The following is an 18,177-nucleotide window of genomic DNA, read 5'->3' as shown; positions in this document are numbered from 1 at the left end:
TGTTGATGATCAGATGTGGCCAGCGGTTTTCTCCGCCGTGCCGGTTGTCTCGAACAGGTGGCAGGCCACAAAACGGCCCGGCGTCACCTCTTGATATGTGGGTTCTATGTCTTTGCAGACCGGCATGACGGCCGGGCAGCGGGTGCAGAAATTGCAGCCCTTTGGCGGGTTGGCCGGTGACGGCACGTCGCCTTGCAGCACGATCCGTTCGCGGGTTTGCGCGATGGCCGGATCGGGTTCGGGCACGGCAGACAGCAGCGCCTTGGTGTAGGGGTGCAGCGGGTCGCTATACAGCTCTGCCCGGGGGGCCAGTTCGACGATCTTGCCCAGATACATCACCGCGATGCGCGTCGCGATATGGCGCACCATCGACAGGTCGTGGCTGATGAACAGATAGGTCAGGCCGTATTTTTCCTGCAAATCCTCTAGCAGGTTCACGACCTGCGCTTGGATCGATACGTCCAGCGCGGCAATCGGCTCGTCGCAGACGATAAACTTGGGGTTCAGGGCCAGCGCGCGGGCGATGCCGATGCGCTGGCGCTGGCCGCCGGAAAAGGCGTGGGGATAGCGTTTGGCAAAGCGGCGGTTCAGGCCGACGGCGTCCATCAGCTCGCCGACTTTGGCTTCCTTCTCGGCTGCCGACAGCGTCGTGTGCTCGTCCAGCGGCTCGCGAATGATCGCCTCGACCGTCATGCGCGGGTTCAGGGAGGCCTGCGGGTCTTGGAACACCATCTGCATGGTGGGCCGCTTTGTGCGCAAATCGGACTGCGACATCTGGCCGATGTCGGTGCCGTCGATTGTGACCTCGCCGCCGGTGATATCGTACAGCCGCAGGATCGCGCGGCCGCAGGTGGATTTGCCGCAACCCGATTCGCCAACAAGTCCCAGCGTTTCGCCCTGCATTACGTCAAAGCTGACGCCATCCACGGCCTTTACCGCGCCAGTTTGGCGGCGCAGCAGGCCGGAATAGATGGGAAAGTGCATCTGAAGGTCGCGTACGCGCACCAATGCTGTGTTGGTTTGATCAAGCATCGACGGCCCCTTTGGCAACGAAACAGGCCGCATCATGGCCACCGCCAAGGTCATAGCGGGGCGGGTTTTCTGTTGCGCAGCGCGCAATCGCCACATCGCAACGGTCGCGGAACGGGCAGGCTGTGGGCGCATCGCCAAGGATCGGCGGCTGGCCCTGAATGACCGTCAGGCGGCGGGCACGCTCGCCGCTGATTTTCGGAATCGTGGTCAGCAAGGCGCGGGTATAGGGGTGCTGCGGGTTGCGGAACAATTCCTGCACCGGCGCATGTTCGACAACTTGGCCGCCGTACATCACCAACACGCGGTCAGCGATTCCGGCAATAACGCCAAGGTCGTGGGTGATCCAGATCACCGCCATGCCCAGCTTGTCGCGCAGTTCCTTCATCAGCTCGATGATCTGCGCTTGGATGGTCACATCAAGGGCGGTCGTCGGCTCGTCCGCGATCAGCACTTTGGGATCGCAGGCCAGCGCAATCGCGATCATCACGCGCTGGCGCATACCGCCGGAAAACTGGTGCGGATAGTCGTCCAGCCGCTGCGCCGCGCCGGGGATGCCGACGAGTTCAAGCAGTTCCTGCGCACGGGCGCGGGCGGCCTTTTTGTTCAGACCCATGTGGGCACGTAGCGGCTCCATGATCTGATAGCCGACGGTGAACACGGGGTTCAGGGACGTCATTGGGTCTTGGAACACGAAACCAATGCGCCCGCCGCGCACGGCGCGCAGCTGTTCTGGTGTGATATGCAACAGGTCTTGGCCTTCGAACCTGACCGAACCGCCGCGCACATCGGCGGGGGGGCTGGGCAGCAGACCCAGCAAGGACATCATGGTCACCGATTTGCCAGAGCCGCTTTCGCCGACGACGCCAAGAAGCTCTCCGGCGCGCAGGTCAAAGCTGACATTGTTCACGGCATGCACTTCGCCGCCGCGCACTTTGAAAACGGTTTTTAGACCCCGCACGTCCAGCACAGGATCAGCCGATCCCGGCTGTAGCGCCCCATCGGGCATAAGCGAACCTCCCCGGTTCATTTTTAAGCATACGCCTGTCTTTAGTGCAGGTCGTCTGGTGTCGGACGGTAACATGGTTTCCGAGGCCCGCAAGTGGAAAGCTATTTACCGTATGGTCAACAATCTTTGCGCTGAAAAAACGAGCGTTTGCAAAGGTTTTGCGCGAAAGTGTGGCGGGGATGGTCGCGGGGTGCCTTGACCTTTGGGATTCGGCGGGCAGGGTGGGCGCATTCATTTTTCCCATTCAAGGACTGCGCAAATGACCGCTACCCCCAGCCCGCGCGCTTTGCTGGACAAGCTTGTCAGCTTTCCCACCGTCAGCCGCGACAGCAATCTGGACCTGATTGATTGGGTGGAAACCTACTTGCAGGGAATCGGGGCATCTGTGGTGCGCGTGCCCAGCCCCTGCGGGAATAAGGCCGCGCTTTATGCCCATGTCGGGCCGATGGTGCCGGGCGCTGTGGTGCTGTCGGGGCATACGGATGTGGTGCCTGTGGATGGGCAGGACTGGACGACGGACCCGTTCACGGTGGTGGAAAAGGACGGCAAGCTGTTTGGCCGTGGCTGCTGCGACATGAAGGGATTCGATGCGCTGGCGCTGTGGGCGATGGGGCTGGCCGCAAGCCAAGGCGTCAGCCGCCCGCTGCAAATCGCGCTGAGCTATGACGAAGAAATCGGCTGCACCGGCGCGCCCGTGATGATCGACCACATGGTCGCCCACAACATGCCGCGCGGCGATACGGTGCTGGTCGGAGAGCCGTCCATGATGCAGGTTGTCACCGGCCACAAAGGCGGCATTGGCCTGTCCGTGCATGTGCGCGGGTTCGAGGTGCATTCGTCCAAGATCACCGAAGGCGTCAGCGCCGTGATGCAGGCTGCAAGGCTGATCGACTGGGCCAACCAGATCAACGCCCAGCAGGTGGCAAAGACACCCGCGCCGATGGCCGCCGCCTTTGACCCGCCCTTTACCAGCCTGCACGTCGGCACCATTCAGGGCGGCACCGCCCACAATATCACCGCCAAAGACTGCCACTTTGACCTCAGCTTTCGCACTGTGCCGGGCGAAGATGTGGCGACGTGGCGCGATCTATTCATGGCAAAAGTCGCCGAGATTCAGGCCGAAATGCAGGCGATCCACCCCGAGACCGGCATCGACGTCGTGCAAAGCTTCGGCCTGCCGGGCCTCGCGCCAGAGCAGCAGGGCAAAGCTGAAGAGCTGGCCCGCCGCCTGACCGGCGACAACGGCACCCATGTCGTCAGCTATGGCACCGAGGCCGGGCAGTTTCAGGAACGCGGCTTTTCCGCCTGCGTCGTGGGACCGGGCGATATCGCACAGGCGCATCAGCCCGATGAATTCATCACGGTGGATCAGTTCGCTGCCGGGCAGGACTTTATGCGCGCCTTGGTGGCGCATCTAAAGTGACCTTTCCCTTTACCATGACCACCCCGGCGCAATTCACCGATGCGCTGCCCGCACAGGCCGATGCCGTCGTGATTGGCGGCGGTATCATCGGCGTCATGACCGCGTGGGAACTGGCGCGGGCCGGGCAAAGCGTTGCTTTGCTGGAGAAAGGCCGCATCGCGGGTGAACAATCTAGCCGCAACTGGGGCTGGATTCGCGCGCAGGGCCGCGATCTGGACGAGCTGCCGATCATGCAAGAGGCGCAGAAGATGTGGCCTGACCTTGCCGCCGAGGTGGGCGATATCGGCCTGCGCCAGACAGGCACGCTTTATCTGGCCGAAGACGCGGCCCAGCTTGCTGGATTCGAGGAATGGCAACGCGCCGCAGCCCCGCATCGCCCCGGCGCGATGATGCTGACGGGGCAGCGTCTGGCCGAGGCTTTGCCGGGGGCCAAGCGCGCCTATGCGGGCGCGCTGTGGACCAAAACCGACATGAAGGCAGAGCCATGGCTGGCCGTGCCGAAATTCGCCGCCGCCGCCCGCAAGGCTGGCGTGCAGATTGTCGAAGGCTGCGCCGTGCGCGGGCTTGATCTGGTCGGCGGACGCGTGGCGGGTGTGGTGACGGAACAGGGGCTGGTGCGCACCAAAACCGTGGTGCTGGCGGGTGGGTCGTGGTCATCGCTGTTCTTGCGTCGCCACGGCGTGAACATCCCGCAACTGTCCGTGCGCGCGACCGTAGCCGCGACGACGCGCATGGGCGACGTGAACCTTGGCGGCGCGGTCGACAAGCGGCTGGCATGGCGCAAGCGCGCGGATGGTGGCTATACCCTTGCGCCCGCTGGCTTTCACGAGCTGTTCGTCGGCCCCGATGCCTTTCGCGCCCTGCGCAATTTCGCGGGCTTGCTGTGGCAGGACCCGCTTGGCACCAAACTGCTGCCGGCCGCGCCAAGCGGCTATCCGGACGGCTGGCGCACGCCGCGCCAATGGGACGATGGCGATATCAGCCCGTTCGAGCAGTGCCGCATCCTTGATCCATCCCCCAACACCGGGCGCGTGAAAAAGATGGCCCGCGACTTTGCCGATACCTTTCCGGGACTGGGCGAGGTCACAATCGCGCGCAGTTGGGCGGGCATGATCGACACGCTGCCCGACATCGTGCCAGTGGTGGACCACGTCGACCAGATCCCCGGCCTGACCGTCTGCACGGGTATGTGCGGCCACGGCTTTGGCATTGGCCCCGCCTTTGGCCGCATCACCGCGCGGCTGGCGCTGGGGCAAGAGCCGGGCTTTGATCTCAGCCGCTTCCGCCTGTCACGCTTTACCGACGGATCAAAATTGATCGCCGGCCCAAATTTGTAGGCCGAATTTGTAATCCGCGCTGCCGCACTGGCGGCGCTTTGACGATGTCTAGAATGGAGAGCTTAAATGCCCGTTAAGAACCGCTTTGCCGAACTTCTGCCCGATATCACCGCAATCCGCCGCGATCTGCACGAACACCCCGAAATCCTGTTTGAAACGCATCGCACTGCCAAAGTCGTCGCTGACCACCTAACCGCGATTGGCTGCGAAGAGGTCGTGACCGGCATCGGCCGCACCGGCGTGGTGGGCGTGATCAAGGGCAAGACCGACACCAAAGGCCGCGTCATCGGCCTGCGCGCCGACATGGACGCGCTGCCGATCCTCGAGGCAACGGGGCTGCCCTATGCCAGCAAAACCCCCGGCGCGATGCACGCCTGCGGCCACGACGGCCACACGGCCATGCTGATGGGCGCAGCGCAATATCTGGCGGAAACGCGCAATTTCGACGGCACAGTCGTCGTGATCTTTCAGCCCGCCGAAGAAGGCGGCGGCGGCGGCAAGGAAATGTGCGACGACGGCATGATGGACCGCTGGAACATTGACGAGGTTTACGGCATGCATAACTGGCCCGGCATGCCGCTGGGCACCTTCGGCATCCGGACAGGCGCGTTTTTCGCCGCGACCGATCAGTTTGAAATCACCGTCGAGGGCAAGGGCGGCCACGCGGCCAAGCCGCAGGAAACCATCGACAGCACGCTGATCGCGTCCCACGTCGTCGTCGCCCTGCAATCCATCGCGTCCCGCAACGCCGATCCGACCGATCAGGTTGTGGTGTCTGTGACCAGTATCGAAAGCTCCTCCAAGGCGTTTAACGTGATCGCCCAGCGGGTCATGCTAAAGGGCACCGTGCGCACGATGTCCAAAGACATGCGCGCCTTGGCCGAAACCCGGCTAAAAGCCTTGGCAGAAGGCACCGCAAGTGCCTTTGGCGCAAAGGCCGATGTGAACTACATCAAAGGCTACCCCGTCATGGTCAACAGCCCAGAGCAGACAGAGTTTGCAGCAGACATCGCCCGCAGCGTATCGGGCGATTGCGCTGAGGCACCTTTGGTGATGGGCGGCGAGGACTTTGCCTTTATGCTTGAAGAGCGTCCGGGGGCCTACATCTTGGTCGGCAACGGCGACGGGGCCAGCGTGCACCACCCCGAATACAATTTTAACGACGATGTGATTCCGGCCGGCTGCAGCTGGTGGGCCGAGATTGTCGAAAAGCGGATGCCTGCGGCTTAAGGGATTTGCCCTGCGCTGCAGGGCAAGCCTCCGGCGGGGATATTTGTAAAACAGTGAGGGGGGCGGTTTCGCGTCGGCGGGGCCGCCCTTCTTCTGGTTGAAAATACCTTCGGGGGTCTGGGGGCAGACAGCCCCCAGTTACCTGGTTCAATCAGTGCTGCTGCTGAGAAGCTTGCGATAGATCGCGATCAGCGATTGGGCTTCATCGTCGATGCGAAAGCCATCCTCGGCGCGGGGGCGGCAGGCGGCTTGCCAGCGCGTCAGGCTTGCGGGGTCGGACAGCACGTCATCTAGCGCGGTGATCAGCGCGGGAGTGTCGTCAGTGGGGATGACGGTGCCTGTGACGCCCTCGCCTACGATTTCAGCGAAAGCCCCTGTGCGGGTCGCGATGGAAGGCACGCCGCAGGCCATGGCTTCGAGTGGGGTCAGGCCAAAGCCTTCGTGGCGTTGCGGCGCGACGTAAAGGTCAAGGGCGGCATACCAGGGGGCGGTGGCGTCAGCGGGGACTTCGGGCAGGAAACGCAGGCGGTCTGCCAGCTTGTGGCCTTGGACGCGGTCGCGCAAGGCTTGCAAGAATGGGGTGTCGCGGCCCACGGCGCGGCCCATGACAAGACCGACCGCGTTCGGATGTCGGGGAAGGGCGTCGAGCATCGCCTCGACAAAGATGTCGGTGCCTTTGGATTCGCGAATGCGGCCGTAGCAACCGATCAGCAGGGCATCTTGCGGCAGGCCAAGGCGCGCGCGCAGGGCTGCTTTGTCCGCGCTGGGGGCGAAGGTGTCTGTGTCGATGCCGTGGTGGATCACGGTGCTTGGCACCTTCAGGTAGGCTTGCGTCAAAGCAGAGGTGGCAACGACGGCGTCCATCTGGCCGATCAACCAGCGGGTCAGGCCGGTGTGCTGCCGCTGCGAGGCGGAGGTGAACATCAGTTGCAAGTCTTTGCGCAGCAGGTGTTTCAGGCCAAGGCCCGCGATCATTTCGATATTACGGCGGGCGTGCCAGACGCGGGGGCCGCCGCCGGGGCCTTGGCGGGACATCGTCAGCAGGCGGCGCAGCGGGATTTGCGGCACGCTGGCGGGCAGAACTGGGCCGGTCGCGGCAATGGCAATATCGCGCGACTGCAAGGGCACGAGGCGCAGCACGGTGGAGGTTACGCCAGAAAGCCTGCGTTTCAGGTTCGGCGCGATCACACAGATCGTATTCGGATCACGGATCATGCGGTATCCTTTGCGGGCAGCAGGGCGGTCAATTCTGCGGCGATACGGGCAAGGTCGCCCTTTTGGGCGGCGGCGCAGGCAGCGGCATTGGATGCCATGTCGCGGGCGATCTGAGGATCGTTCAGCATCGTGCGTAGGGCGTCCGTCAGCTGCTGCGGCGTCAGGCCCGAGGTGGCACCGCGCGCCTCTGCCAGCATGTGCCAGTCAGCGGCGCAATTGTTCAGGTTTGCCCCCGTCAGCAGGGCGGTGCCCAAGGGGGCGGCCTCCCACGGGTTATGGCCGCCGTTGGGGGTGAGCGATCCGCCAATGAAGGTCAGGGGCGCGGTGCGGTACCACAGCCCCATCTCTCCAAGTGTGTCGGCCAGATAGACCTGCGCGGTGGGGGTGTCCCCGTCACTGCGGCGGGTCAGGGTCAGGCCTGCGTCCGCGATCAACTGGGCGATGCGGTCCGCGCGGTCGGGGTGGCGCGGGGCTAGGATTAGGCACAGGTCAGGTGATGTGGCCAGCAATGCTTTGTGAACGTCCAGCAGCAAGGTTTCTTCGCCCGCGTGGGTGGATGCGGCAAGCCAACGGGGGCGGGGGCCCAGGGCGCTGTTCATCTGCGCGAAGGTATGAGGGTCGGCGGATGGCGGCGCTGCGGCGGCCTTCAGGTTCGCGCCGGTGCGGATGCGGCCCGGCGTGACGCCAAGGCTGCGCAGGCCTGTCGCGACAGCCTCTGTCTGGGCGATGATCAACGTGAGCTGCCCCAGCAGCCAACCTGCCGAGGCCCCGAGTTTCTGCCAACGCGCCAGCGCGCGCGGCGACAGGCGGGCATTCAGCAGCACAACCGGGCAAGGGGCGGTGGCGATCATCTGAGGCCAGATTTCGGATTCCATCAGCACCAGCAGATCGGGCTGCCAATGGGCATTAAACCGGCGCAAGGCGGCGGCGCTGTCCAAGGGGGCAAACTGGTGAATGCACCCCTGCGGCAAGCGCTGCGCCAAGATTTGCGCGCTGGTGGCGGTGCCCGATGTCACAAGGATTGTCGGCGCGTCCGGCTGGTCCAGCAGCGCTGCAATCACCGGCAGGGCAGAGAGGCTTTCGCCAACAGAGGCACCGTGAAACCAGATCAGCCGCCCGGCAGGGCGCGGCAGCGTGGCATGGCCCAGCCGTTCGCGCGTGCGCGCCGGGGCGGTGCCGTGGGCGATCAGGCGGTCGCGGATGCGGCGAAACAGCAACGGCGCTGCGACATTCGCAACCCGCCCGTAGACGCGCAAGGCCATGGGCGGGCGTGTCACGTCAGCCGCCAGTGTGGCTCATGTGGCGACTGACTTGGCCATCGACCGTTTGGCGGGAATAGTCGAAATCGTGGCCCTTGGGTTTCAGCGCAATGGCGCCGCGGATGGCATCATCCAGCACGGTATCGGATTCGGATGACCGCAGCGGACCGCGCAGGTCAGAGTGACCCTCTTGCCCCAGACAGGTATAGATCTCGCCAGTGCAGGTGATGCGGACGCGGTTGCAGGATTCGCAGAAGTTATGGGTCATTGGCGTGATAAAGCCGATCTTTTGACCGGTTTCCTCAAGCCGCACATAGCGGGCCGGGCCGCCGGAGTTATCGGGCAGGTCCGTCACGGTATACTGACCCGCCAGCTCTGCACGCAGGTCTTTGAGGGACCAGAACTGGCCGATGCGATCCTCGTTGCCGATATCGCCCATGGGCATCACCTCGATAAAGGTCATGTCGATGTCGCGGGACGCGGCCCATTCGGTCATGGTGAACAGCTCGTCCTCGTTGAAGTCCTTCAGCGCGACGGCGTTGATCTTGACGCGCAGACCAGCAGCTTGGGCCGCGTCGATGCCGCGCAGGACCTGCGGCAGACGGCCCCAGCGGGTGACGCGGGCGAACTTATCCTCGTCCAGCGTATCGAGCGAGACATTCACCCGGCGCACGCCAGCGGCGTAAAGGTCGGCGGCAAAGCGTTCCAGCTGGCTGCCGTTGGTCGTCAGCGTCAACTCTTTGAGAGCGCCGCTTTCCAGATGCCGGGACATGGCGCGGAAAAAGGTCATGATCTCGCGGCGCACCAAAGGCTCGCCGCCGGTGATGCGCAGCTTTTCAACGCCAAGACGGACGAAGGCGGAACACATGCGATCCAGCTCTTCCAGCGTCAGCAGCTCCTTTTTGGGTAAAAAGGTCATGTTTTCCGACATGCAATAGACGCAGCGAAAATCGCAACGGTCCGTCACAGAGACGCGCAGATAACGGATCGCGCGGGCGAAAGGGTCTATCAATGGTGCATTCATAAACATGAACCTAGGGCTGCGCGCATGTCTGCGCAAGGACAAGGCGGGCACTTGTCAGTTTTGTGCACGGGTCATAGCGTGAGGCCCATGAGAATCCTGTTATTGATCCCCGCCTTCGCCCTGTCCGCCTGTGAGGCGATGATGGTCCCCGCCGCCGCAACAGCCCCCGCTGCTGCGCCAGTGAATGCAGTCGCCACACCTGCGCCGACGCTAGACCCCACACCGCCGCCGCGCCCGCCCGCCGCCGCGCGCACTGTCGATCAGTTCGACACAACGAGCGCCGCTGACAAGGCCGAGGCTTTGGACGTTAAGGTGGATGCGCCGGTATCTGCGCTAGGCACCACGCAAGCAACGCTTGGCCCGCCCGCAGAGCCGGGCATCTGGATGAAGACGCCGTTGGTTAAGGCCTTGGTGATGGGACGGGTGTCCTACAACGGCAAAGACGCGAATGTTGAACTGCGCCCCTCTGGCGGGGCTGCCGGGTCTGGCAGTCAGATTTCGCTGGCGGCGATGCGGTTGCTGGACATTCCCCTGACGGACATCGCGGAAGTTACGGTTTACGCCCAGTAATTTAAGCGCAGTAATTTGCGCGCAGTAAGGTGGCTGGCGGGCCCCGCCCGCCACCCCTTTCGGGGCTTTGCCCCGGACCCCAAGGTATTTTTGACCAGAAGAAGGGTGGACGGGGTTCCGCCGGGCGGTTGCCGGCTCTGTCGTGGGTCCGGCCGTTTGTTTTACTCCACCGTGACGGATTTCGCCAAGTTACGTGGCTGGTCTACATCCGTGCCTTTGGCGATGGCGGTGTGATAGGCCAGCAGTTGCGCCGGGATGGCATAAAGGATGGGCGCGAGGAAGTCGGGCACATCGGGCAGGATCAGGGTTTTCCACACGCCCTCTGACGCGGTGCGCGCACCTTCGGCGTCGGTGATCAGAAGCACTTTCCCGCCGCGGGCCATGACCTCTTGCATGTTCGACACGGTTTTGTCGAAAAGCGCGTCGGTCGGGGCCATCACGATGACGGGTACGGCAGGGTCGACAAGCGCGATGGGGCCGTGTTTCAGCTCGCCTGATGCATAGGCTTCAGCGTGGATATAGCTGATTTCCTTGAGCTTCAGCGCGCCCTCATGGGCGAGAGGGTACATCGCGCCGCGGCCCAGAAACAGGATATCGCGGGCCTCTGACAGTTCTTGCGCCAGCGCCTGAGTCGCGGCTTCGATATTCAGCGCGGCGTTCATGATGCCGGGCAGGTGGCGCAGGTCGGTCAGGCGCTTGGCAAGGGTATCTTCGTCAATCTCGCCCCGGTCAGCGGCGGCCTTCAGGACCAGCAGCGCCAGCGTGGTCAGCTGGCAGGTGAAGGCCTTGGTCGAAGCGACGCCGACTTCGATGCCAGCCAAGATTGGCAGGGCCAGATCGCTTTCGCGCGCAATGGACGACTCGGGCACGTTCACGACGGACAGGATCCGGTCCGCCTTGCCCACCATGTAGCGCAGGGCAGCAAGGGTGTCGGCGGTTTCGCCGGATTGGCTGACGAACAGCGCCACGGTGCCGCGGGTGACAGGCGGTTCGCGGTAGCGGAATTCGGACGCGACGTCGATTTCCACCGGGATGCGCGCGATCTGTTCGAACCAGTATTTCGCGACCATACAGGCGTAGAAGGCCGTGCCGCAGGCGACCAGCGTCAGACGCTCGACCTGTGCAAAGTCGATGCCGGGCTCGGGCAAGGTAACTTCGGTGCCAGCGGCGTTGATGTAATGGGAGAGGGCCCCTTGCAGCACGGTGGGCTGCTCGGCGATTTCCTTGGCCATGAAGTGCTTGTAGCCGGACTTGTCGACGGCGGCAGAGCCTGTCTCGATCTTTTTGCGCGGGCGGCTAACTTGTTCGCCAGCGGCATTGCGGATCTCAATGCTGGTACGGGTCACGATGGCCCAGTCGCCTTCGTCCAGATAGGTGATCGTGTCAGTCATTGGGGCCAGCGCGATGGCGTCAGAGCCGACGAAGTTTTCGCCGTCCCCGTGGCCGATCGCCAGCGGGCTGCCTTTGCGGGCGGCGATCAGCAGGTCGTCTTCACCGTCGAACAAAAAGCACAGCGCATAGGCACCGTGCAGCTGGGCGATGGTCGCTGCGGCCGCCTCGCGGGGGGATTGCCCTTGATCAAGGTGATATTGTGCTAGAAGGGCGACGGTTTCCGTGTCGGTGTCGGTCTCATAGCCGATGCCGTTGTCGGCCAGAAAGGCGCGAAGTTCGCGGAAGTTTTCGATGATGCCGTTGTGCACGACGGCGACGCGGCCTGCGCGGTGCGGATGCGCATTGGTGACAGAGGGCACGCCGTGGGTGGCCCAGCGGGTGTGGCCAATGCCGGATTTGCCCGCAAGGGGATCATGCACCAGCAGGTCTTGCAGGTTGACGAGCTTGCCGATGGCCCGGCGGCGGTCCAGCGTGTTTTCATGGATCGTGGCGATCCCGGCGCTGTCATAGCCGCGATATTCAAGGCGCTTCAGCGCATCCACCAAAATGGGGGCAGCTTCGTGGTTCGACAGGACTCCGACAATACCGCACATGGGGTCAGCCTTTCTTTGTGGCGGCCTTGAGGGCCTTGAGTTTATCCATCAGGCGCGCAGCGAGGCCCACCTTGTTGACTTGGGGCGCGCGGCCAAGGGCCAGATCGCCGGGGGCGACGTCGCGGGTAATGACAGAGCCGGAGCCGGTCATCGCGCCAGCGCCGACGGTGACGGGGGCAACCAGCATGGTGGACGAGCCGATGAAAGCGCCAGCGCCGATCACGGTCTGATGCTTAAAGTAGCCGTCGTAATTGCAGGTCACGGTGCCTGCGCCGATATTGGCACCAGCGCCGATCTGCGCGTCGCCGATATAGGTGAGGTGGCTGACCTTGGCCCCGGTGTCGATCAAGGCGTTCTTGATTTCCACGAAGTTGCCGACCTTCGCGCCTTCGGCCAGTTCCGCGCCGGGGCGCAGGCGGGCGTAGGGGCCGACGACGGCGCCTTGGCTCACGTGGCAGCCTTCGAGGTGGGAAAACGCGCGAATGACCGCGCCGGATTCGACCGTCACGCCGGGGGCGAAGACGACGTAGGGCTCGATCAGCGCATCGGCACCGATATAGGTGTCATGGGCAAAGATCACCGTATCGGGCGCAGGCATGGTGACGCCGTCGGCGATGGCATTGCTGCGGGCGCGGCGCTGGTATTGCTGCTCTGCCGCGGCAAGCTCTGCGCGAGAGTTAATGCCGAGCGTCTCAGACTCGTCGCAGGTGACCACGCCAGCGGACAGGCCCCGTGCGCGGGCAAGGCCGACGATATCGGTCAGGTAGTATTCGCCCGAGGCGTTGTCGTTGCCGACCGCGTCGATGAGCGAGAACAGTGTATCCGCATCGGCGCAGATGACGCCGGAGTTGCACAGGGTGATCGCGCGGGTCGCCTCGTCTGCGTCCTTGTATTCGGTGATCGCGGCCAGCGTGTCGCCGTCCATCACAAGGCGGCCATAGCGGCCCGGATCGGCGGCGTGAAAGCCCAGCACCACGACGTCATGTTTGGCGCGGGCGGTGATCATCGAATCCAGCGTGTCGGGGCTGATGAACGGGGTGTCGCCGTACAGCACGACCGCGTTGCCGCTAAAGCCGTCCAGCGCGGGGCGGGCTTGGGCCACAGCATGGGCGGTGCCAAGCTGTTCGGTCTGCTGCACGCAGGTGATGCGGTCATCAAAGGATTGCGCCGCGCGTGTCACCTGATCGCCGCCATGTCCGGTGACGACAACGGTGCGGTCCGGGTCTAGCGTGCCGCCTGACTGCAACGCGTGGATCAGCAGGGGGGCACCGGCAAGGGGGTGAAGCACCTTGGGCAGGTCGGACTGCATCCGCGTGCCCTTGCCCGCTGCAAGGACGATTAATGCCGTGTTCATATGCCTGCCTTTATCATGTCGTCTTTGGCGTGGGTTGTATCCATTCCGCCTGCCGATACAAGGGAGGCGGGCGTCACGAAGGTTTACGGATCGTAACAGTGGGCGCGGGGTGACACAGGGATTTACGACATGCGCACAGTGGTTTTTGATCTGGATGGCACCCTTGCCAATACAAGCGGCGATTTGATTGCCGCCGCGAACGCCTGTTTTCGCGATTTGGGTTTGGGCGATCAGCTGGACGCGGTGCTGGACCAAAAGACCGCCGTGCGCGGGGCCAAGGCGATGCTGCGGCTAGGGCTGGAACGCGCCGGTGTGCCGGACGAGGATGTGGTGGATGCGCAGTATCAGCCGCTGCTGAACTACTACGGGCAGGCGATCAGCACCCATACCTATCTGTATGACGGTGCGATCACCGCGATTAACGGCTTGGTGGACGCAGGTTACCGCGTGGCGATCTGCACGAATAAGCCAGAGGCGCTGGCGATCCAGCTGCTGACCGCGCTGGGCGTGCTGGACCATTTCCACGCCATGCTGGGGTCCGACACGCTGCCCGTGCGCAAACCCGATCCAGAGCATCTGTTCGAAACCGTGCGCCGCGCAGGCGGTGATACCACGCGCTGTTTGCTGGTGGGCGATACCGAGACGGATTCCAAGACCGCCCGCGCCGCTGGCGTGCCGTCCGTGCTGGTGACCTTCGGTCCCGCGGGCGAGGATATGGCCGCTTTGATGCCCGACGCGCTGCTGGATCATTACGATGACCTAGGGGAGGTTGTGCGCAGGCTGATCGGGTAAGCCATTGACGCCGCCAGAGCCCGGCGCGAAGGTTAACCTTATGTCAGAGGTCTTTACCGGCAATTTCACGCAGCAAGAACCGCTGCCAGAGGCGTCCATCGCGGCAGCAGAGGTCGTTTTGCGCCATGGCCGCCTGCACCGATACAACGTGGCAGAGGGCGAGGTGTCTGAAACTGCGCGGCTCGAGGAAGACTTTGCCGCCAGCACCGGGTCGGCTTATGCGCTGGCGGTGGCATCGGGCGGTTACGCGCTGGGCTGCGCCTTGCGCGCCTGCGGTGTCGTGCCGGGCGAGCCTGTGCTGACCAATGCCTTTACGCTGGCCCCGGTACCCGGCGCGATTGCCGGGGTGGGGGCCGTGCCAGTGTTCGTCGGCGTGACCGAGGCGCTGGTGATTGACATGGATGATCTGGCCGTCAAGCTGGAGAGCGCCCGCGTGCTGCTGCTGAGCCATATGCGCGGGCATATCTGCGACATGGATGCGCTGATGGCGCTGTGTGATGCGGCTGGCGTAACGGTGATCGAGGATTGCGCCCATACGATGGGTGCGCGCTGGAACGGCACGCCCACGGGTCGCTTTGGCAAGATGGGCTGCTTTTCCACGCAAACCTATAAGCACATCAACGCAGGCGAAGGCGGCTTGCTGATCAGCGATGATGCAGAGGCGATGGCCCGCGCCGTGCTGCTGTCGGGGAGCTATATGCTGTATGACCACCACCGCGCCGCGCCCCCGGCCGAGGTGTTCGCGGGGCTGCGGTATGACGTGCCCAATATCTCTGGCCGGATGGATAATCTGCGCGCGGCAATCCTGCGCCCGCAATTGAAGGTGCTGACGCGGCAAGCGGGGCGCTGGAATGACCGCTATGCGCGGCTGGCGCGGGGGCTGGCGGATGTGCCGGGACTGACGCTGCCTGTGCGGTGCGCGAAAGAGCAGTTCGTGGCGTCGTCGTTTCAATTTCTGCTGCTGGATTGGGCCGCGCCCGATGTGATCGCCGTGGTGGACGGCTGCGCTGCGCGGGGCGTTGCGCTTAAATGGTTTGGCGCGGCAGAGCCTGCGGGCTTTACCTCGCGCTATGACAGCTGGCGCTATGCGGACACACTGCCGCTGCCCGCGACGGACCGAATATTGGCAGGGCTGCTGGATATGCGCCTGCCGCTTACGTTTTCCTTGGAGGATTGCGCGCTGATCGCCCGGATCATCCGCGATGTCGTCATGCAAGTGCGGGGGACACCATGAGGGTCACTGAAGTCGAAGCGGCCATTCGCGAGGCGCTGGGCCGGATCAACCGCCCCTTTCCCGGCTATACCATCGACCGCACCCCGCGCGGCGACGGCACACCGCATATTGAGGGCGAGGGGCCGTTCTTTGATCTGATCGTGGATGATGACGGCATGGAGCGGTCGCGCGAGACTGTGGATGGGCACGAGTTGCTATTCCGCATCCTGCGCCGCGACATGCGCCTGATCGCCATGGCCGAAGAGCGCCGCACCCGCACGGACACCGCCCCCAGCTGGCTGAAAGCGCTGCGTAAATGGTGGCCCGGTGCATTGGAGGGGTTGATAGGCAGCGACGACTATTCGCGGGGGACATGGATCGACGGGCATATCCGCTTGATGACCCATCTGCGCAGCGACTGGGGTGCCCGCGTGCATACCGAGAACGACGCCATGCTGCGGCGGTATCCGCTGACCAAAGGTGAGCACGAGAATTTTCGCAGGCTTGATCTGAGCGCCTACGGGGTGAAGTGAGGTTTTTTCGGCGCGGCTGGATGCCTCCGGCGGGAGTTTATCTGGCAAGGTGAATGCGGGTGGATTTTCGCGCGAGGCTGTATGGGCCGCGCTGGGCGACGTGCATTGGGCTCGGGTCTGATCCCCTTCGGGGGGAGTATTTTTTGAAAAAGCGAAGACAGGCGGGAGCGGGCGTTTGGCTGGGTTATTCGCTGGGCGTGTAGAGGGGGACGGTGCTGATCGACATTTTGGCCGAGCCTTGGGTGAGCTCGTTGGCATGGGCGAGGTAGATCAGGGTATTGTTCGCCTCGTCGAAGATACGCTTGATCTTAATGGATTTGAGGATGATCGACTGGCGTTCGCTAAAGACGTTTTCGCCGTCGGCACTGCGGTCAATATTGCCAAGCACGATGGGTCCAGTCTGGCGGCAAGAGATGGAGGAGTTCGAGGGGTCTTCGAACCAGTTGCCATTGGACAGCCGGTCGATGATCGAGCGGTCGAAATAAGCCAGATGGCAGGTCACGCCCTGCACCTTGGGGTCTGAGACAGCCTCTATCACGATATCATTGCCGACCCAGTCCACGCCGACTTTGCCAACCACATCGGCGAAGGCAGGTTGCGTCATCAGGGTGAGGGCGGTCGCGAGCGCGGGGATATGTTTCATGACATGCGATGTAGTTTGCGCAGGGGATGATGCAAGAGGCTTGACCTGCGCGCGGGGCATGGCCTAACAATTGAACAAGTGTTCAATAAAGGATGCGCGGCAATGTTCCACGGCTCTATGACGTTCGATCTGGGTGAAGATGCTAATGCGTTGCGCGATATGGTGCATGCTTGGGCGCAGGACCGGATAAAGCCGATGGCGGCGACGATTGACCGCGAAAACGCCTTTCCCCCGACGCTGTGGCGCGAGCTGGGCGAGATGGGGCTGCTGGGTGTCACGGTGCCAGAGCAATACGGCGGCGCGGGGATGAGCTATTTGGCGCATACCGTCGCGGTCGAGGAAATCGCGCGGGCCAGTGCGTCGGTGTCGCTGTCTTACGGGGCGCATTCGAACCTATGCGTCAATCAGATCAAACTGAATGGAACCGACGCGCAAAAGGCCAAGTATCTGCCGCGTCTTGTCAGCGGCGAACATGTCGGCGCGCTGGCGATGAGCGAGGCGGGCGCTGGATCCGACGTGGTGTCGATGTCGCTGGCTGCCGAGAAGCGCAACGATCATTACCGTTTGTCGGGGACGAAATACTGGATCACCAACGGGCCGGATGCGGATACGCTGGTGGTCTATGCCAAGACGGATAAGGCGGCGGGGTCCAAGGGGATTACGGCGTTCCTGATCGAGAAAGAGATGAAGGGGTTCAGCACCAGCGCCCATTTCGACAAGCTGGGGATGCGCGGATCGAACACGGCAGAGCTGGTGTTTGACGATGTCGAGGTGCCCTTTGAAAACGTCCTTGGCGAAGAGGGCAAGGGTGTTCGCGTGTTGATGTCGGGGTTGGATTACGAGCGGGTGGTGCTGGCGGGCATTGGTCTGGGGATCATGGCTGCCTGTCTGGACGAGGTGATGCCTTACCTTGCGCAGCGCAAGCAGTTCGGCCAGCCGATTGGGTCGTTCCAGCTGATGCAGGGCAAGATCGCCGATATGTACACCGCGATGAACTCTGCCCGCGCCTATGTCTACGAGGTCGCGCGCGCCTGCGACCGGGGCACGGTCACGCGGGCGGACGCGGCGGCCTGTTGTTTGTACGCGTCCGAAGAGGCGATGAAGCAGGCCCATCAGGCCGTGCAGGCGCTGGGCGGGGCGGGCTTTATGGCCGACGCGCCCGTCGCCCGGCTGTTCCGAGACGCCAAACTGATGGAGATCGGGGCCGGCACCAGCGAAATCCGCCGGATGCTGGTGGGGCGCGAGCTGATGGCCGCGGTGGGATGACCCGCTGGCGCCTATTCGCGCCGCTGGCCGCGCTGGTTGTGCTGACCGGGTATCTGGGGCTGCGGCTGGGGCAGCCATTGGATGACACGGCGATCATCGAACAGGCCGCGGCGCGGTATCTGGCAGAGGCGGGGCCAGGTGCGCAGAGGACAGATTGTGCGGCGACGGCGCATCCGGATGCGCGGATGATCGTGGTGTGCCACGCGCCGGATGGGCGTGAGTTTTCCTATGTCATGGGGAGCCGTGGCGAAGTGTTCGAGCGGTCTGGGCCGCAAGCATAACAGGAGTCTTGAAC

General features: G+C 63.6%; 17 protein-coding genes. 9 read left to right on the top strand and 8 right to left on the bottom strand.

Translation table 11 applies throughout. The features are described from left to right. Positions 1-9: 9 nt before the first annotated feature. Both KBW81_RS09545 and KBW81_RS09540 read right to left on the bottom strand, forming a co-directional pair. On the bottom strand, positions 10-1,032 hold the full coding sequence (locus tag KBW81_RS09545) for an ABC transporter ATP-binding protein (protein ID WP_302059172.1): 1,023 nt from the start codon (positions 1,030-1,032) through the stop codon (positions 10-12). Beyond that, complete coding sequence (locus KBW81_RS09540) at positions 1,025-2,038, bottom strand: ABC transporter ATP-binding protein (RefSeq protein ID WP_254246995.1); 1,014 nt, start codon at positions 2,036-2,038, stop codon at positions 1,025-1,027. The genes KBW81_RS09545 and KBW81_RS09540 overlap by 8 nt, the downstream gene beginning before the upstream one ends. 259 nt (positions 2,039-2,297) lie before the next feature. Between KBW81_RS09540 and argE the strand changes: the two genes are divergently transcribed. From argE to KBW81_RS09525, 3 genes are all read left to right on the top strand, one after another. Continuing rightward, positions 2,298-3,461 carry an acetylornithine deacetylase gene (gene argE / locus KBW81_RS09535; RefSeq protein WP_254246994.1) on the top strand — a complete coding sequence of 388 codons (1,164 nt, stop codon included), beginning with the start codon at positions 2,298-2,300 and terminating at the stop codon, positions 3,459-3,461. Next, complete coding sequence (locus KBW81_RS09530; RefSeq protein WP_411914364.1) at positions 3,458-4,798, top strand: NAD(P)/FAD-dependent oxidoreductase; 1,341 nt, start codon at positions 3,458-3,460, stop codon at positions 4,796-4,798. The genes argE and KBW81_RS09530 overlap by 4 nt, the downstream gene beginning before the upstream one ends. Positions 4,799-4,864: 66 nt before the next feature. Next, positions 4,865-6,028: a M20 aminoacylase family protein gene (locus KBW81_RS09525; protein WP_254246993.1), complete on the top strand. Its 1,164-nt coding sequence runs from the start codon at positions 4,865-4,867 to the stop codon at positions 6,026-6,028. 147 nt (positions 6,029-6,175) lie between these two features. On the opposite strand, the gene KBW81_RS09520 is transcribed toward KBW81_RS09525, so the two are convergent. The 3 genes from KBW81_RS09520 to moaA are packed head-to-tail and all read right to left on the bottom strand — an operon-like array spanning position 6,176 to position 9,526. Continuing rightward, positions 6,176-7,243, bottom strand: a complete 1,068-nt coding sequence (locus KBW81_RS09520; RefSeq protein ID WP_254246992.1) for a glycosyltransferase family 4 protein — start codon at positions 7,241-7,243, stop codon at positions 6,176-6,178. Continuing rightward, the gene (locus KBW81_RS09515) at positions 7,240-8,520 is read right to left on the bottom strand and encodes a 3-deoxy-D-manno-octulosonic acid transferase (protein WP_254246991.1); all 1,281 of its coding nucleotides are present in this window, start codon (positions 8,518-8,520) and stop codon (positions 7,240-7,242) included. Before KBW81_RS09515 ends, KBW81_RS09520 begins: the two co-directional genes overlap by 4 nt. Before the next feature lies 1 nt (position 8,521). Further along, positions 8,522-9,526 carry a GTP 3',8-cyclase MoaA gene (gene moaA, locus KBW81_RS09510; RefSeq protein ID WP_254246990.1) on the bottom strand — a complete coding sequence of 335 codons (1,005 nt, stop codon included), beginning with the start codon at positions 9,524-9,526 and terminating at the stop codon, positions 8,522-8,524. An 87-nt stretch (positions 9,527-9,613) separates the two neighbouring features. Between moaA and KBW81_RS09505 the strand changes: the two genes are divergently transcribed. Next, positions 9,614-10,096, top strand: a complete 483-nt coding sequence (locus KBW81_RS09505; protein WP_245754155.1) for a D-galactarate dehydratase — start codon at positions 9,614-9,616, stop codon at positions 10,094-10,096. Between the two features lie 161 nt (positions 10,097-10,257). Here KBW81_RS09505 and glmS read toward each other — a convergent pair whose 3' ends face one another. Both glmS and glmU read right to left on the bottom strand, forming a co-directional pair. Then, a complete protein-coding gene (gene glmS / locus KBW81_RS09500; RefSeq protein ID WP_254246989.1) occupies positions 10,258-12,081 on the bottom strand; it encodes a glutamine--fructose-6-phosphate transaminase (isomerizing) in 1,824 nt (607 codons plus the stop codon). 4 nt (positions 12,082-12,085) lie between these two features. Then, complete coding sequence (gene glmU, locus KBW81_RS09495; protein ID WP_254246988.1) at positions 12,086-13,435, bottom strand: bifunctional UDP-N-acetylglucosamine diphosphorylase/glucosamine-1-phosphate N-acetyltransferase GlmU; 1,350 nt, start codon at positions 13,433-13,435, stop codon at positions 12,086-12,088. A gap of 129 nt (positions 13,436-13,564) precedes the next feature. Here glmU and KBW81_RS09490 point away from each other — a divergent pair, with 129 nt between their 5' ends. Genes KBW81_RS09490 through KBW81_RS09480 form a run of 3 tightly spaced genes read left to right on the top strand, consistent with a single transcriptional unit; the run spans position 13,565 to position 15,973 of the window. After that, positions 13,565-14,227: an HAD-IA family hydrolase gene (locus KBW81_RS09490; RefSeq protein ID WP_254246987.1), complete on the top strand. Its 663-nt coding sequence runs from the start codon at positions 13,565-13,567 to the stop codon at positions 14,225-14,227. Positions 14,228-14,267: 40 nt separating this feature from the next. After that, the gene (locus KBW81_RS09485) at positions 14,268-15,461 is read left to right on the top strand and encodes a DegT/DnrJ/EryC1/StrS family aminotransferase (protein ID WP_254246986.1); all 1,194 of its coding nucleotides are present in this window, start codon (positions 14,268-14,270) and stop codon (positions 15,459-15,461) included. Next, the gene (locus KBW81_RS09480; protein WP_090187273.1) at positions 15,458-15,973 is read left to right on the top strand and encodes a hypothetical protein; all 516 of its coding nucleotides are present in this window, start codon (positions 15,458-15,460) and stop codon (positions 15,971-15,973) included. The genes KBW81_RS09485 and KBW81_RS09480 overlap by 4 nt, the downstream gene beginning before the upstream one ends. Before the next feature lie 184 nt (positions 15,974-16,157). Here the strand turns inward: KBW81_RS09480 and KBW81_RS09475 are convergent, their stop codons facing one another. Then, complete coding sequence (locus KBW81_RS09475) at positions 16,158-16,616, bottom strand: CreA family protein (RefSeq protein WP_090187275.1); 459 nt, start codon at positions 16,614-16,616, stop codon at positions 16,158-16,160. A 102-nt stretch (positions 16,617-16,718) separates the two neighbouring features. Between KBW81_RS09475 and KBW81_RS09470 the strand changes: the two genes are divergently transcribed. Next, entirely contained in the window at positions 16,719-17,882 is a 1,164-nt protein-coding gene (locus KBW81_RS09470; RefSeq protein WP_090187276.1) for an isovaleryl-CoA dehydrogenase, read from the top strand. After that, a complete protein-coding gene (locus KBW81_RS09465) occupies positions 17,879-18,163 on the top strand; it encodes a hypothetical protein (RefSeq protein WP_254246985.1) in 285 nt (94 codons plus the stop codon). The genes KBW81_RS09470 and KBW81_RS09465 overlap by 4 nt, the downstream gene beginning before the upstream one ends. Positions 18,164-18,177 lie beyond the last annotated feature (14 nt).

Origin of the sequence: Loktanella salsilacus (assembly GCF_024206795.1) — a bacterium.
GTDB lineage: Bacteria > Pseudomonadota > Alphaproteobacteria > Rhodobacterales > Rhodobacteraceae > Loktanella > Loktanella salsilacus.
Note: the sequence above shows the minus strand (reverse complement) of the source record. Positions and strands in the feature narration are given on the sequence as shown.

Coding starts and splice junctions, on each gene's coding strand:
- KBW81_RS09545 (WP_302059172.1), bottom strand. CDS start 1,032: ATGCTTGATCAAACCAACACAGCATTGGTGCGCGTACGCGACCTTCAG.
- KBW81_RS09540 (WP_254246995.1), bottom strand. CDS start 2,038: ATGCCCGATGGGGCGCTACAGCCGGGATCGGCTGATCCTGTGCTGGAC.
- argE (WP_254246994.1), top strand. CDS start 2,298: ATGACCGCTACCCCCAGCCCGCGCGCTTTGCTGGACAAGCTTGTCAGC.
- KBW81_RS09525 (WP_254246993.1), top strand. CDS start 4,865: ATGCCCGTTAAGAACCGCTTTGCCGAACTTCTGCCCGATATCACCGCA.
- KBW81_RS09520 (WP_254246992.1), bottom strand. CDS start 7,243: ATGATCCGTGATCCGAATACGATCTGTGTGATCGCGCCGAACCTGAAA.
- moaA (WP_254246990.1), bottom strand. CDS start 9,526: ATGAATGCACCATTGATAGACCCTTTCGCCCGCGCGATCCGTTATCTG.
- KBW81_RS09505 (WP_245754155.1), top strand. CDS start 9,614: ATGAGAATCCTGTTATTGATCCCCGCCTTCGCCCTGTCCGCCTGTGAG.
- glmS (WP_254246989.1), bottom strand. CDS start 12,081: ATGTGCGGTATTGTCGGAGTCCTGTCGAACCACGAAGCTGCCCCCATT.
- glmU (WP_254246988.1), bottom strand. CDS start 13,435: ATGAACACGGCATTAATCGTCCTTGCAGCGGGCAAGGGCACGCGGATG.
- KBW81_RS09490 (WP_254246987.1), top strand. CDS start 13,565: ATGCGCACAGTGGTTTTTGATCTGGATGGCACCCTTGCCAATACAAGC.
- KBW81_RS09485 (WP_254246986.1), top strand. CDS start 14,268: ATGTCAGAGGTCTTTACCGGCAATTTCACGCAGCAAGAACCGCTGCCA.
- KBW81_RS09480 (WP_090187273.1), top strand. CDS start 15,458: ATGAGGGTCACTGAAGTCGAAGCGGCCATTCGCGAGGCGCTGGGCCGG.
- KBW81_RS09475 (WP_090187275.1), bottom strand. CDS start 16,616: ATGAAACATATCCCCGCGCTCGCGACCGCCCTCACCCTGATGACGCAA.
- KBW81_RS09470 (WP_090187276.1), top strand. CDS start 16,719: ATGTTCCACGGCTCTATGACGTTCGATCTGGGTGAAGATGCTAATGCG.
- KBW81_RS09465 (WP_254246985.1), top strand. CDS start 17,879: ATGACCCGCTGGCGCCTATTCGCGCCGCTGGCCGCGCTGGTTGTGCTG.